13 protein-coding genes are annotated in these 14,455 nt (G+C 66.2%); 7 read left to right on the top strand and 6 right to left on the bottom strand.

Features of this window, described 5'->3' with window-relative positions; all coding sequences use genetic code 11:
* The first annotated feature begins 50 nt into the window (after window positions 1-50).
* Window positions 51-1,073: a metallophosphoesterase gene (locus DEIDE_RS03705; protein WP_012692608.1), complete on the top strand. Its 1,023-nt coding sequence runs from the start codon at window positions 51-53 to the stop codon at window positions 1,071-1,073.
* Window positions 1,074-1,141: 68 nt separating this feature from the next.
* On the opposite strand, the gene DEIDE_RS03700 is transcribed toward DEIDE_RS03705, so the two are convergent.
* Entirely contained in the window at window positions 1,142-1,387 is a 246-nt protein-coding gene (locus DEIDE_RS03700) for a glutaredoxin domain-containing protein (protein ID WP_012692607.1), read from the bottom strand.
* A 127-nt stretch (window positions 1,388-1,514) separates the two neighbouring features.
* Window positions 1,515-2,147, bottom strand: coding sequence for a translation initiation factor IF-3 (gene infC, locus DEIDE_RS03695; protein WP_012692606.1), 633 nt, complete (start codon window positions 2,145-2,147; stop codon window positions 1,515-1,517).
* Between the two features lie 173 nt (window positions 2,148-2,320).
* On the opposite strand from infC, the gene DEIDE_RS03690 reads away from it, so the two are divergent.
* The 4 genes from DEIDE_RS03690 (at window position 2,321) to recR (ending at window position 6,066) form a co-directional block, all read left to right on the top strand.
* Entirely contained in the window at window positions 2,321-4,306 is a 1,986-nt protein-coding gene (locus DEIDE_RS03690) for an amylo-alpha-1,6-glucosidase (protein WP_041227388.1), read from the top strand.
* Window positions 4,307-4,410: 104 nt separating this feature from the next.
* Window positions 4,411-5,091 (top strand): NUDIX hydrolase, encoded by a 681-nt coding sequence (locus DEIDE_RS03685; protein ID WP_012692604.1) that lies wholly within the window; start codon window positions 4,411-4,413, stop codon window positions 5,089-5,091.
* A gap of 59 nt (window positions 5,092-5,150) precedes the next feature.
* Window positions 5,151-5,441, top strand: coding sequence for a YbaB/EbfC family nucleoid-associated protein (locus tag DEIDE_RS03680; RefSeq protein WP_041227042.1), 291 nt, complete (start codon window positions 5,151-5,153; stop codon window positions 5,439-5,441).
* Window positions 5,442-5,469: 28 nt separating this feature from the next.
* A complete protein-coding gene (recR, locus tag DEIDE_RS03675) occupies window positions 5,470-6,066 on the top strand; it encodes a recombination mediator RecR (RefSeq protein WP_012692602.1) in 597 nt (198 codons plus the stop codon).
* A 55-nt stretch (window positions 6,067-6,121) separates the two neighbouring features.
* Here the strand turns inward: recR and DEIDE_RS03670 are convergent, their stop codons facing one another.
* Window positions 6,122-6,859, bottom strand: coding sequence for a polysaccharide deacetylase family protein (locus DEIDE_RS03670; RefSeq protein ID WP_083764218.1), 738 nt, complete (start codon window positions 6,857-6,859; stop codon window positions 6,122-6,124).
* A gap of 16 nt (window positions 6,860-6,875) precedes the next feature.
* The gene (locus tag DEIDE_RS03665; RefSeq protein WP_012692600.1) at window positions 6,876-8,129 is read right to left on the bottom strand and encodes an MFS transporter; all 1,254 of its coding nucleotides are present in this window, start codon (window positions 8,127-8,129) and stop codon (window positions 6,876-6,878) included.
* A gap of 62 nt (window positions 8,130-8,191) precedes the next feature.
* Between DEIDE_RS03665 and DEIDE_RS03660 the strand changes: the two genes are divergently transcribed.
* Complete coding sequence (locus tag DEIDE_RS03660) at window positions 8,192-8,884, top strand: glycosyltransferase family 2 protein (protein WP_041227386.1); 693 nt, start codon at window positions 8,192-8,194, stop codon at window positions 8,882-8,884.
* On the opposite strand, the gene DEIDE_RS03655 is transcribed toward DEIDE_RS03660, so the two are convergent.
* Window positions 8,826-10,007: a glycosyltransferase family 4 protein gene (locus tag DEIDE_RS03655; RefSeq protein WP_012692598.1), complete on the bottom strand. Its 1,182-nt coding sequence runs from the start codon at window positions 10,005-10,007 to the stop codon at window positions 8,826-8,828. The two genes, DEIDE_RS03660 and DEIDE_RS03655, sit on opposite strands and share 59 nt — an antisense overlap.
* 163 nt (window positions 10,008-10,170) lie before the next feature.
* On the opposite strand from DEIDE_RS03655, the gene DEIDE_RS03650 reads away from it, so the two are divergent.
* Window positions 10,171-11,205, top strand: coding sequence for a YkoP family protein (locus DEIDE_RS03650; protein ID WP_012692597.1), 1,035 nt, complete (start codon window positions 10,171-10,173; stop codon window positions 11,203-11,205).
* A 26-nt stretch (window positions 11,206-11,231) separates the two neighbouring features.
* On the opposite strand, the gene DEIDE_RS03645 is transcribed toward DEIDE_RS03650, so the two are convergent.
* The gene (locus tag DEIDE_RS03645) at window positions 11,232-14,150 is read right to left on the bottom strand and encodes a sensor histidine kinase (RefSeq protein ID WP_012692596.1); all 2,919 of its coding nucleotides are present in this window, start codon (window positions 14,148-14,150) and stop codon (window positions 11,232-11,234) included.
* Window positions 14,151-14,455: the final 305 nt, after the last annotated feature.

Genomic DNA, 14,455 nt, shown 5'->3' with positions numbered 1-14,455 from the left:
ATTCCCAGAGAAGGCATGAAGGGACTCTGGTCGCGCCTTAAGCTGTACGGATGCGCCTCCTGTTGTTCGCCGCCATAGGCCTGCTCTCTGCGTGTGCGCCCGCACAACTGCCTAGTCAGAGTCCTCTTCCCGACGTGGTGGCGGAGGTCGCTGTTCCGACTGATCCTGCGCGCATACGCGTGGTCGTCATGGGCGATCAGGGAACGGGGACCGAAGAGCAGCACAGGGTAGCAGCGGCCATGGCCGGGATCTGCGCCACGGACGGCTGTGATCTGGGGGTGGGACTGGGCGACAACTTCTACCCCGCAGGTCCCAGGAATCCGGCCTCTCCTCTGTTCCGCGAACGGTTTGCGGACGTGTATGGGCCTCTGAAAGTGCCGTTCCTGATGGTTCCAGGCAACCATGACGAGTCCTGGGTACGCGGCGGCGACGGAGCTGACCCGCGCGGCGCAGAGGCACAGGTGGCGTATTCACGAATCAATCCCCAGTGGGTCATGCCCGCCCGGACCTACCGGGCACCTCAGGGGTCTCTGCTGGAATTCTTCGCGGTGGATACGGCGCCGCTGGCCGCTTATCTGCCGGGAGTACGGGTCAACGAGCGGCCTGGTGGCGTCTGGGACCGTGCGCAGCGGGCCTGGCTTTCGGAAGCGCTCACCAGGAGCGGGGCGCGCTGGAAGCTGGTGCTGGGCCATCACCCCCTATTCAGCAACGGCAGGCATGGAAACGCCGGGACCTACGACAACCTGCCCTTGACCTTTCAGCGCGGGGGCGCAGTCCGCGAACTGTACCGCGTGGCCTGCAGCCGGGCTGACCTGCTGCTCGCCGGGCACGAACACGCGCTGCAACTGTTCGCACCACAGCCCGAATGCCCCGGCACCTGGACCGTGGTCAGTGGAGCTGCGGGCAAAGCGTATGGGGGCCGCGTCGGAACCCGGCTGGCTGCGTTCGAAACCTACAAGGTTCCAGGATTCGTCTGGCTGGACGTCAGACCCGACACCTTGACCGTCCGCTTCTACACCGTCCCGGAAACAGGCGTCACCACACTGGTTCACACGCAGACCCTGCGGAAGTAAGTCGTTTCAGTGAAGCAAAGCCAGCCGCCGCTCCCGCTGTGGGCGCGGCGGCTGGCTGAGTACCGACCTTACAGTCCGGCGGCGGCCAGGAAAGCGTCGAGCTTCTGAGGACGGAAGCCACTGAGGCTATGTGCGACGTCACCGCTCACCAGGGTCGGCACACTGCGCTTTCCACCGTTGACCTGCATGACGTACTGCGCAGCTTGATCGTCATTCTCGATGTTGATTTCCTCGAACTCAAAACCTTTTTGCTGCAGGGCGCGCTTGGCTACGTGGCAGTCAGGGCACCAGCTGGTCGTGTACATCTTGATCATGGTCCCAGTTTACTAAATAAAGCGGCGGGTATGGGTGCAGGTGTCTCTATTGAGCAGACCCCGGCCGCAGCAACAGAAAAGCGCCGCCCCACATGGGACGGCGCCGGCAGTCAGTTCCGGTGCAGAATCAGACGTTGGCGGGTGCTTCAGCCGCGGCAGAGGCGGCGGGCACAGGCTCGGTCTCTCCAGCAGAACCGGCCTTCTCCGCAGACTCCTCCGTGCGCTCCTTCTTGGGCGCCGGAGCCTGCTTGGGGGCCATGATCATGTTCATGTCCATGCCCATCATGCTGGGCATGCCCTCAGGCGTCCCCACGTCAGCCAGCGCTTCAGCGACACGAACCAGAATCCGCTCACCCAGTTCCGGGTGGGTCCGTTCGCGGCCACGGAACATGATGGTCACCTTGACCTTATGACCGTCATCAAGGAAACGGCGCACGTGCCCGGTTTTGGTCTTGAAGTCGTGGTCATCAATCTTCACGCGGAACTTGATGGCCTTGACTTCCTGCGAGCGCACACGCTTACGGTTTTCCTTCTCGTTCTGCTGCTGTTCGTAGCGGAACCGGCCATAGTCGAGCAGGCGGCAGACAGGTGGAACGGCCTGAGGGCTGACCATGACCAGGTCCAGACCCTTCTCGCGCGCCATATTCATGGCGTCACGAGTGTCGATGATGCCGATCTGCTCGCCTTCGCCGCCGATAAGCCTGATCTGGCGGACGCGGATTTGCTCGTTGACCTTGTGTTCTTTCGCTATGTTTATCACCTCCGCCGCGCCCGGCGCACGCTGGCATCCTGGGCGGCCTGTTGTCTCGCACGCGCCGCAAGAGGGCAGGAGTGGTTCAGACAGACAGGTTCACAGTTTACCACGGGCCCTTCCCTGGTCGGGGCGCGTCTGGTCTGGAGCGTTTCATCATGCTTGCTGCCATGCTGGACCGTATGACACGACTTTCTGCTTCCCTGCCGGCAGTGACACAGTTCTTCGGTCCGGGTCAGGCCCGCTGTCCGGACCTGGAAGTACTGCTGACCGACGGACGGGGCGGATTCTCACTGGGAAGTCTGGCTGGCGTGCCCACCCGCTGCTACTCGGCCCTGAATCTCAGCCAGCGGCCTCCGGTTCAGCGTTATGCGCACGTGGTCTCACCGCTGGAAATCCTGAGCACGAGCTGCGGCGAGGCCACACTGCATGCGCTTGAACTTGCTCCCAACGTATTTGAAGGGCAGGTCCAGGCCCTGCTGGCCGGCGCCACACTGCGCGACCTGCTGCCGGAGCGGGAACAGCTGTGGCGCGGCGCACGCGTGCGCCGCCGCAGCTGTATGCCGCAGGGCGCCGACAGCGTCGTGTATCTGTACGACGTGCAGGCAGACGAGCCCGTCACCCTGACGCTGGGAGGCTACTTCGTGGACCGGGACATGCATTCGGTGCATGCCAGCGCTCCTGCCCTGAGCCTGAGCTGCTCGGGCCACGAAGCCGTGATCGAGGGACAGCGGCAGACCCGGGTCCGCCTGCACGCTCCCGGTGCCGGGATTGAGGTGCTGACGCCTGCGCCTTTTCCCCAGCGGATTTATTACCGTCATGACGCCGCACGGGGCGAGGCGGAGTCCGAACTGACCCTGGGCGCGGAACTGTGGCGGGTCCGGCTGCCCGAAGGCGGAGGACAGGTCGCCCTGGTCTTTTCCAGTGGGCCAGCCCCCGGAGTGCCCGACCCCTGGGCGGCCTACATGGCTGAAGCCACCCGCCGGCGGACCCTTGCTGAGCAGGCGTGGGCGGCCACCGGGGTCCGCGACGACCTGGTGGCGACCCTGGCCGTGGCGGCGGACGCGTACCTCGCGCAGCGCTCAGCTCCGGCGGGCGTCACGGTGATCGCCGGCTACCCCTGGTTTGCCGACTGGGGCAGGGACGCAATGATTGCCCTGACCGGCCTGACCCTGGTCACGGGCCGGTATGCCGAGGCGCGTGAACTGCTGGGAACCTTCCTGGCAACCCTGCGCCGGGGTCTGATCCCAAATAACTTCCATGAGAACGGCAGCGGAGCCGGTTACAACACCGTGGACGGAGCGCTGTGGCTGGTGGTGGCGCTGGAGCGGTATGTGCAGGCCAGTGGCGATCTGGACTTTGCCCGCCAGTCTCTGCCCCAGGTGCGTGAGCTGCTGAGCTGGCATGTCCGGGGGACCGACCACGGGATCTGCATGGACCCCATTGACGGCCTGCTGCTGGCCGGCAAACCCGGCGTCCAGCTGACCTGGATGGACGTGAAGATCGAGGGCTGGGTCGTGACGCCCCGGCACGGCAAGCCGGTAGAAATTCAGGCGTTGTGGCTGGCTGCCCTTGGAGCCGAGTCCCGGCTTTCGGAAAGGCTGGGTGAAATGCCAGAATTCGCCGCGCAGTTCCAGCAGGCCCAGAAGAATTTCGGTGCTTTCTGGACCGGCACGGCCTTTGCCGACACCGTGAGCGCAGATGGAGTGCCGGACCTGAGTACCCGGCCAAATGTCGCCCTGGCCCTGGCGCTGCCGGACACACCGGCCACTCCTGCGCAGCTCCAGGCTGCGGCCGGGCTGGTGCGGCGGGAACTCCTGACGCCGCTGGGTCTGCATACACTTTCACCGCTTGATGCGCGTTACCGGGGCAATTACGGCGGCACGCAGGTTCAGCGGGACGCGGCGTACCATCAGGGCACTGTCTGGCCGTGGCCACTGGCCTCCTACGTGGACCTTCTGCTCTCGGGCGGGAACATTACGGGCGCCCGGGATGCGCTGCGTGGTCTGCAGGGGCACGTATGGGAGGCTGGCCTCGGCCACGTTTCGGAGGTTTTTAACGGGCTGCGGCTCACCCCCGGTGGATGCCCGTTTCAGGCCTGGAGTGTGGCCGAATTGCTGCGTGCCCATGTGAAGGTTGCCAGGGCCGAAAGACAGCCAGCAGGGTAACAACGCAAACCTTTGGTCCAAGCACGCGATAGCGCTAGGCAAGCCGGGACCTCTGTGACACTTAATCCTTGACGTCCTGTGGACACAAACCCTAGCATCCTGCCATGACGCCTCCTGCCACTTCGGCTGTACCGGCCATGCCCGTAGGTCTGGCGGTAGACGTGGCGGCCTTTGCCATGCATGACGGCGCTCTGCGGGTGCTGCTGGTTCAGCGGGGTGAACTGCCACACGCACGCGACTGGGCGTTGCCCGGCGGGCTGGTGCTGTCCGGCGAGGAACTGCACGAGGCCGCCCTGAGGGTGCTGCGCACCGAGACAACCGTGGAACTTGAACCGCGTCACCTGGAGCAGTTCCACACCTTCGGCGAGGTGGGCCGGGACCCCCGCGGCCGCATTGTCAGCGTGGCGCATCTGGCGGTATTGCCGCACGGAACGGTGGAGGTTTCGGGCGGTGGCCACACGCTGGGGGCGGAATGGTTCAGTGCGCACCAGCCGCCCGCACTGGCCTTCGACCATCAGAGCATTCTGGACCGGGCCCTGGCACGCCTGCAGCTGCGGCTGGAATATGCCAATCTGGCGCTTGAATTCCTGCCTGAGACCTTTACCCTTCCCGAGTTGCAGGGGGTCCACGAGGCGATCCTGAACCGCAAGCTCGACAAGCGGAACTTCCGCAAACGGCTGCTGGCTCAGGGCGTGCTGACCCCCAGCGGAGAGCGCCGGACCGGGGTGGGTCGCCCGGCACAGCTGTACCGCAAGGCCAAGAGTGCCCGCAGCGCCGCGCTTTGACCTGATCACCCTTCCCACCGGCACCTTCTTGACCGCGCCTGCCCGTTAGACTGCGGGTCATGGACATGAAGAAGCTGATGAAACAGATGCAGCAGGCCCAGGTGGCCGCCAACCGGATTCAGGAAAATCTGGCTGCACAGACGGTGGAAGGCTCGGCCAGTGGGCTGGTCACGGTAACCATGAACGGGCACGGCAAGGTGCAGGGCCTGAAAATCAAGCCTGAGGCGGTAGATGCCAGCGACGTCGAAGCGCTTGAGGACCTGATTCTGGTGGCCCTGCAGGACGCTGGTGCCAAGGCCGACGCGCTGCAGCAGGAAGCGACGCGCGGCCTGGGTATTCCCGGATTCTGATGGAACGGTCCGCTGAACAGGGCAAGGCATGAAATACCCTCCTTCCCTGGTGTCGCTGATCCGCGAGCTGTCGCGCCTGCCCGGCATCGGGCCCAAAAGCGCGCAGCGGCTGGCCTTTCACCTGTTCGAACAGCCGCGCGAGGACATCGAACGGCTGGCCGGCGCACTGCTCGCCGCCAAGCGCGACCTGCATACCTGCCCGGTCTGTTTCAACATCACGGATGCCGAGCGCTGTGACGTCTGCAGCGATCCCAGCCGCGACCAGAACCTGATCTGTGTGGTCGAGGAACCCGGCGACGTGATCGCCATCGAGCGCAGCGGCGAGTACCGCGGCCTGTACCACGTGCTGCACGGTGTCCTGAGCCCCATGAACGGCGTTGGGCCTGAAAAGCTGCATATCAAGCCGCTGCTGCCCCGTGTTCAGGAAGGTCAGGAAATTATTCTGGCCACCGGCACCACCGTCGAGGGCGACGCGACCGCGCTGTACCTGCAGCGCCTGCTGGAGCCACTGGGCGCTGTTGTCAGCCGTATCGCCTATGGTCTGCCGGTGGGCGGCGCGCTGGAATACGCCGATGAAGTCACGCTGGGCCGTGCGCTTACCGGCCGGCAGCGCGTAAGCAAGTAAGTTTGACGCGTACAAGCCTTCTTTATCCCCGCCTGGTCAGGCGGGGTTTTTCTGTTCAGCGCCCGTAGCTGCTCAGGAGCCGCCGGATCCCTGCGCGAAAGCCAATGTGCCCCGGCGGCAACTCATTCAGGGGAACGGCCTGGAGGCCACGCGCGGCCAGTTCACTCAGCAGGTGATCAAGAAGTTCCGGAGTTACGGCAGGACCGTCATGCAGCAGAATCACACTGCCCGCACGCACCCGCCTCAGGGCCTGCTCGGCCAGTGTGCCAGCGTCGCCACTGGTCCAGTCCCGGCCCTCTACGTCCCATAAGACAATCTGCCGGCCCTGCAGACACGCAAACAGTCGGGTCCAGGGGCTGTGCCCTCCGTAGGGCGGGCGGTAGAGGTGCGGCCCCGCCTCATGAGCACGGGGATGCCAGCGCACCTGACTCCACTCCAGCCAGGGAGGCAGCAGCAGGGCGTGGATGTGCCAGCGTCCGTGGGCCTCAAGCTGGTGCCCGGCGCTGCGCAGCGCTTCCAGTTCCGGCCTGTGAACTTTGGCAGCTGGCTCCGTCACAAAGAAGGTTGCGCGTGCGCCGTGCCGGGAAAGGACAGACAACAACTCTGCGGTCTGCGGACCCGGCCCGTCGTCGAAGGTCACCGCCACCCGCCGCCCCTCGGGATTCCCAGGTCCCAGGGCGCCCCAGCCGGCTGCGCGCCCCAGAACTTCAGCGGCAACCACCGATACCAGGAGCAACCCAGCCCAGGAGACTACCGGGCTGCGCAACCCCTTACCGCTACTTCGGGTGCTCATGCTGGTTCTGCCCGTCCTAATCGGCGCCTCCTGCCTTGACCGACGTATCGGCCTGAACTCCACCAGCCCCTGGTGGGCGCGACTGGAAATGTCGCCGGAACACCACGTAGCCCAGGGACGTCATCAATGCCAGGATTGCGCCCAGAGCAAATGGTCCACGGACCCCTACCTGCTGCAGCGCCAGACCGCCCAGCAGAGGGCCAGCGGCAAAACCAGCGTTTTCGACGGTCATCAGTACACCCCAGGCCGCCGGGCGCTGGGCCTCGGGCAGCGTCTGGGCAACCAGGGCGGCCCAGCCGGGGGTCAGAAAAGCGTAGCCCAGGCCAATGCAGGCCGCCAGAAGAAACAGGGCCCATACGGGAGGCATCAAAGCGAAACCTGCCATGCCGAGAGCGACCAGGGCGTATCCGACCGTAACGGCCAGCCGGGCCCGGCCACGGTCAGCGATCCGGCCCGTAAACGGCATGCTGCCAAAGGCCACCGCGCCCCCGACAACCAGCAGGGCCACCAGATCCCAGTACTCCAGGCCAAATTTAGGAGCCATACGAAACAGCCAGTTGCCGATCAGGGCCTGGGTCAGGGTCTGCATCAAGGCGGCAGGCAGCAGCGGCAACAGTGTAGGAAGCAGGCCCCGAGGCCGGCGCTGACGCTCGCTGTCATCACCGGCAGCTTCCACGTGTCGGCGCGCCGGCAGCAGCAGCGACATCATCAGGCTCAGGCTGAGCATACCCAGGGCCAGACTCAGCGCCCAGACATCGGGGCGGCGGGCCAGGGCCCCATAGACCATAAATCCCAGACCCGTCAGAGGCATCACGGAGGTGCTGACCACCGTCAGCACCCTTCCCTCGTATCCGGGGCGTGCCGCGTCGGCCGTGAGGTTCATGGCAGCTGGCCACATAGGTGAAAAGCCAATGCCATGCAGCGCGGCAACCAGCAGCAGCATCCAGGCGCTGTGGACCAGCGGCAGCAAACTCAGGGCCAGCAGGCTGACAGCGGCGCCAGCAAACGCCACGCGCCGTGGCCCGAACCTCTGGATCAGCCCTCCGGCCGGACCCCGCATTAGCGTGTCAGCCACCATATGTGATGTCCAGGCGGCCCCGGCTACGGCCACGGGCAAGTGAAACCTCGTGTCGATCACCTGAGTCAGGTAGGCGCCATACAGACCACTCCGGACAAATTCCGCACAGGCCAGCGTCAGCCCCGCAACCAGGACACCGCCGGCGGTGCCAGGACGCAGAGGCAGATGTTCACGCAGAGGTCGGCGGCTCATAAAGTCCCATTGTGACTCAGGTATGCCGGGAATGCAGCGTAAAGTCCTGCTAGCCTGTGCGGGTGCCCGAATTTTCGGTTGTGATTCCCGCCCGCAATGAGGCGAAGTACCTGCCCCAGACGCTGCGGGCGCTGGAACAGCAGCTTAAGCCGCCAGCCGAAGTGATCGTGGTGGACAACGGCAGCACTGACGACACTGTGCAGGTGGCGCGCGCCCTGGGGGCCCGGGTGCTGTGCTGTCCGGAGCGTGGAGTGGCGCGCGCCCGGCAGCTGGGCCTGGAAGAGGCGCGCAGTGAATGGATAGCCACCACCGATGCCGACTCGCTGCCCGTTCCGGAGTGGCTGCAAAAACTTAATGAGGCCGCGCCGGGCCGCGTGGCGCTGTACGGCCCCATGCAGTTCTGTGGGGTCTCGCCGGCCATGGTCCGGCTGTCGCGCAGCAGCTACAGTGCCTTTCTGCACACCTGCCGCCTGGTGGGCAAACCCAACCTGGCCGGGGCCAACATGGCCTACTCGCGTGAGGCGGCGCTGCTGGCCGGAGGATACCCGGTGGTGGAAGCCTATGAGGACGTCATCCTGGGTCAGGAGCTTGACCGCCTGGGCAAGGTGGCCTATGTGCCCGGAGCCCTGGTCGAGACCAGCGGGCGCCGGCTCGAAGGGGGACTGGCTCCGTTTCTGTGGCGTCACATACGTAACGTCACTGGTCATACACGAGGCTATTTCGGGGATGACCGGGCGCCGCCTCGGGAAAAGTAACCTCGCTCGGCATGCCCAGCACCTGGGCGTACACCTCCAGAACCTGCCGGGCCACTCCAGCCGGAGTGGTGGTCGCCCCAAAGGCACGCGCGCCAGCCGACAGCCGGGCCCACAACTGCGGATCATCCAGTACCGCGCGGGAGTGGCGAATCAGCCGGTTGACGTCGCCAGGCGGCACCAGATAACCGCTGCGTTCGTGGGCCACTCCGCTCAGGGTGCCGCGCGCGCCGACCGCCACCACCGGTACCCCCATCAGCTGGGCTTCCTGCAGGACCAGGCCCTGGGTCTCGGTATCGCTGGCGAACAGAAACAGCTCGGCCAGCCGGTAATACGCTCCGATCTCGGTCCAGGGCTTGACGCCAAGGAAGGTCACGCGGTCCGCGACGCCCAAGCGGCGGGCGTGCAGTTCGAGGTGTTCACGCTCGGGCCCTTCCCCCAGAATCACCAGGTGCGCTTCAGGTAACGCCGGCAGGGTGTCAAGGACATGATCGAACCGTTTCTCGCGTGCCAGACGTCCTACCGTCAGCAGGCGGCGGCGTCCCTCGGGCCAGGGACTGGCCACAGGCGGCGCTGTGCGCAGCACCCGGGGCTCGATGCTGGTCGGAATCACGATGGGATTGCGGGCGTTCATGCGGCGCAGCACGTCGAACATCCCGGCAGTGGGAGTGATGACAGCGTCAGCCCGGCCGTAATACAGCCCCGCTGTCCGGGTGACGGCGCCGGTATGACGCTGCACGGTCGTGGCCCCTGGAAGGTAATGCGTGTAGGCCTCGATATGGGTGTGATAGGTCGCGACGTGCGGCACCTTCCACTTGCGGGCCAGCCGCGCTCCGGCCAGTCCCAGCGTCAGGGGCGTGTGCGTGTGCACGATGTCGTAGTGGCGCTCAAAGTCCTTTCGGGTCGGCCACGCCAGCCGGTAGGTCGGCAAAAAAACATACTTGACGCTGGGAACCCGGTAAACGTCCGGGCGCGCTTCGACATGCTCAGGAAAGTCCGGGGCGACGATTTCGACATCGTGACCCTGGGCGCGCAGCTCGTCGCTGAGCAGCCCCACGCTGGTCACAATGCCGTTCTGGTCAGGCAGGAACGTGTCCGTGAACAGGCCGATGCGCAACGGCTTCATGCGTGGCACCTGCGTGACGCGCCTGACCCGAGGAAGTTTAAGAAAACCTGAAGCATCACTACAAAGGAGAATACGACGCCAGACATGAGATGAGGCCACAAAGCTGACGTTTCCCACAGAACTGCCCCTGGAACGCGTTGGGTCCTGCGCTACAGTCCAGGCCATGAATGACGCCGGGCAGGGACTGAATCCACGTGAGGCACTGCTGCGCGCCGGAGCGTTCGGGGCGTGGGCAGGGGGGCACGGTGGTGGGCCAGAAGTGGCGCTGCTGGTTCCGGTCGGCACCGCAGCTGAGCTGCACCTGAGCCTGGAAGCATTGAAGGGTCAGGGCATGCAGGCGAGTCTGGTCCTGCCGACCAGGCTGACGCAGCAGGCACCGGAACTGCTTCAGGAGGCCACCCTGGCCGGTCACGAACTGTCGGGCCGGGGCGATCCGACCGGGCTGGCCCTGCTGGAAGCTGTGGCGTCCCAGCCGGTCACCACCTGGGACGCTCGGGATCTGCCCTGGTTGGCGCTGAAGGTGCTGGCGGAACAGGGGGTCTCTCCTCTGCCCCGCCCTGTGGCCCGGCCAGAACCGGGCCAGACGCTTGAACTGCAGCCATCTGAACTGACCACCCGTCTGACCGCTCTGCGCCAGTCCGGGTACCGCCCGGTTCCTCTCCGCCAGCTGCCCGGATTGCGCCGCGCACACGGACACGATCTGGCGCTCCTGATCTACCGGGGGCTGGTCGAGGACCGCTTTGCTCGGGCCTTAGGCGTCATTGACCTGACACAACGCGCCGATGGAGTCATGCGGATCGCGCCACTCGACCACGCTCCGGCTCCGCTTCCACTGGCCCCTGGCACACCCACCGCCGAACTCCACCTGCACTCGCCGCGCATCGTGGGGTTGGCGAGCCGCGGCGCGCTGGGAGCCTACCGGGCCTACCAGCGGAGTCTGCGGGACGTGGCGCAGGCCCTGGAGGTCATGCCAGAGTTGCAGGAGGCACAAGCTGTATTCGCGGTGACCTTGTTTCATGCACCTCTGGCGCAGTCGGGCTTCACGCTGCTGGAGCTGCCGGCGGCCCGTGCCCACTGGTACGCCCTGGGGTTTCGGCTGATCCGCCTGATGTACGGCACGGCGCGGACTCCCAGCGAAGGAAAGCCGAAAATGGCCTGGATGCGCCGAGAAGCTTTTCTGGAACGCTACGGCCGCTGAGCCGACACCTGCCCTGACCAGTCTGCTCAGCTGGGCAGGTCAAAGATCAGGGTGGTGCCCTGGCCGGGAGTACTGTTCACGTCGAGCTCGCCTCCCGCCAGGGCGACGCGTTCACGCAGACCAATTAATCCCAGGTGGCCGTCCTGGGCGCGTTTCTCGGCCTGGGCCATGGTGAATCCCTGGCCATCGTCAGTGATGGCCACCCGAACGCCCGAATCACTGAACACCACGCGGATTGCCGCGCTGTGTGCTCCGGCGTGCTTATCCACGTTATTCAGCGCCTCCTGGGCCAGCCGGAAGACCGTGAGTTCCACGGTCGGCGTCAGGCGTCGCTCCGGACCGCTGACTTCCAGGCGCGTGTCGGTCTGGGCCTGGGTGGCCAGCCACTCCAGGGCCGGCAGCAGCCCCAGGTCGTCCAGGACACTGGGCCTCAGGTTGCGCGCAAACCGCCTCACACTCTCGATGGCGTCATTGAGGTCAACCAGGATGTCGTCGGCACGGGCGCGCTGTTCGCCCTCCAGCTCACGGGACAACCGCGCCACGCGGCGGGTGGTCGCAGTCAGCACCTGAGCCGTGTCGTCGTGCAGTTCGCGGCTGATACGCCGGCGCTCTTCCTCCTGGGCCTGAGTAAAGAGCGTCAGATAGGTGCGCAGTTCGCTCTGGCGGCTGGTGGCAGCTTCGAGGGCCTGCCCGCGCCGGGTGATTTCCTCGGCCAGCGTCTGTAGTTCGCTGAGGTCACGGGCAACCATCAGCACGCCTTCCCCGGCTTCCCCGCCCGCCACTCCGGTCCGCACAGCACTCAGACGGGCTTCCAGGCGGTAGGGCCCTACCTGGATATCGGCGCGGCCTCCGCTGGGGCGGGTGTGTGCCGCGTCCCAGGCAGCATACAGAGCGTCCCGGGTGGCCACGCTGCTGAGCTCCAGCAGGCTGGTGCCGACCAGGGGACCGGTGAGGGGCTGCAGCAGGCGGGTCGCGGCCGGATTGGCATAGGTGATGATGCCCTGCGGATCGGCGCTCAGGATGAGGTCATGGGCTCCCTCGGCCAGCTGACGGTACCGGGCCTCCTCCCGCGCCAGGGCGACAAGCAGGCGCTCGCGCGTCAGGGTCAGGGCCATCTGGTCCGCCACGCTGCGGGCCAGGCCCAGCACCCGGTCATTGGGCGCCTCGGTACCCGGGTCGTCGGCATACAGGAAGCCCAGTACGCTGCCTCTGCCCTGCTGAGCCGCGCCCTCGTTGCCCAGATCTGCGCGCAAGGGAACAATCAAGGCGCTGCCCGCCACCGGCAGGGCGTAGCGGCGGGTCAGTGGCCGTGGACCCCGGCCCAGCTGGGCGTACAGCGATGTCAGTTCATCTGCTGAAGGCGGATGCAGGTTGTAGGTGGCGCAGCGGGTCACCTGACCGTCATCACCCACCAGAGCAATCAGACCGCGCGCGGCATTCAGGGCCACGGCACAGAGGCGCGTGGCCTCTGTCAGAGCGCGGTCGCTCTGATCTTCGCCCAGCAGCCGGCCGACATTCAACAGCACGGCCGCCTCACGCTCGCGGCGCAGTTCTTCCTCGTACAGGCGCGCGTTCTCGATGGCCAGCGAGGCCTGCGCTGCAAAAACCTCGGTCAGGGCCAGATCATCGGCGTCCAGGGGCAAAGTGGCTGACCAGTACAGGGTCAGCGCCCCGAACGGGCCTGCGCGGGTACTCAGCGGCAGGGCCACCACGCCCCGGTACGGGTAGGTTCCCTGCGCCAGAAGCTGACGGGTGTAGCGGCTACCGGCGCCCAGATTCGCCGTCCGGACGTCAGGCGTGGTTACCCGTTCACGCCGCTGTACGGCGCGCCCGGTCACGCCCGCACCGACCTTGCTGCGCACCCGCAGCACGTATTCGCTGGGCAGGCCCACCGCATTGCGGATGGTCAGGGTCCGGCCGTCAGGCTGCAGCTCATATACAGCAGCGGCGTCGGCACCGAACAGGCTGGTCCCGCGCTCCAGCACGCCCGCCAGGGTCTCGTTGAGATGCAGGCTGCCGGCCAGTGCGGCGCCTGCCTCGCGCAGGGCTTCAGCTGCCTCCCGTTTGCGGGTCTCGGTGCTGTACAGCCGCGCGTTGTCGATGGCCAGGCTGGCCTGCTCGGCCAGGGTCAGCACCAGCCAGGTATCGTCGTCGGTCAGGCCGGGGCCCGGCGTCTGGCGGTCGACGTACAACACCCCCAGTGGCCGGCCACGCGCGCTGAGCGGGGCAATCACCGCCATTGCCGGGTTCAGTTCCGCCAGGCCGCCAGCCAGCGGGGAATTGGCATCACGCGCGCGGTCATAGACGATGACCTCCCCACGCTGCATCAGGCGCTCAAACGACACCGGCCCCACGCCGATGCCACCAGTAAAGGAGGCGTCCAGGCCATAGGTGAAGACCTCGCCCGTGCGGGCGCCTCGCTCGGTGAACTCGCTGAACAGGCCCACGAACGCCCGCCCGAATCCCAGCGCCAGGGCTGCACTCTCGGCGGTGGCCGTCAACACCTCGCCCAGGTCCAGGCTTCCGCCCAGACGGCGCACCAGCTGTTCTACGCTCTCGGCGACCCGGCCACGGCCCTGGCGCGCTTCCCTGGCCTGTACCCCTTCCAGGGCCAGCCCCAGCAGCGGAGCCATCTGGCTCAGGGCTCCCACCTCTTCGTGGTCGGCCCCCACGAACTCCAGCACCCCACACCCGAAAGGCACGGCGCTCAGCATGCCTTCGTCCAGTCGCGCACCTGCCGCCATGGCCTGTGCGGCCAGAGTTCCATCGCTCAGGGCCATGCCACGGCCATCGCAGGCCACTTCATTCAGCCGCCCGTCCTGCATGACCCACACCCGGACACCATGGGCCTGCGCCACCTTGCACGCAAACGCCGCCAGCGCCTCACCGAACTGCTTGGTGGTGGTGGCAGCGCTCAGGGCCGGAGGAAAGGGAGGCAGGGACATACCTTAGTTGGCTAACGTAGCGCACAATGCCGCAGGCCATGACCGCGTACAGCCACGTCTCCGGCAGCCGGAGTCCCTGAAAATCAGACGCTTCTGTACACCCTGCCTGAAATCAGTGCCTTCTTCACCCGGGAGCAGGTCTGGTTCTGGCTGCGGGGTGGGCACTGGACTTCCTGCTGGGCCCTAAACCCCGCGCCCATGGTGGCCTGGACCTGACGATCTGGCCGTGTCATGCCCGGCGGGTCCGCATCCTGCCGGAAAGCTTCAGTTACAGATACCGCGGCAGGGGATTCCGGACGCAGATG

This window comes from Deinococcus deserti VCD115, assembly GCF_000020685.1.
In the GTDB taxonomy this organism is placed as follows: domain Bacteria; phylum Deinococcota; class Deinococci; order Deinococcales; family Deinococcaceae; genus Deinococcus; species Deinococcus deserti.
Note: the sequence above shows the minus strand (reverse complement) of the source record. Positions and strands in the feature narration are given on the sequence as shown.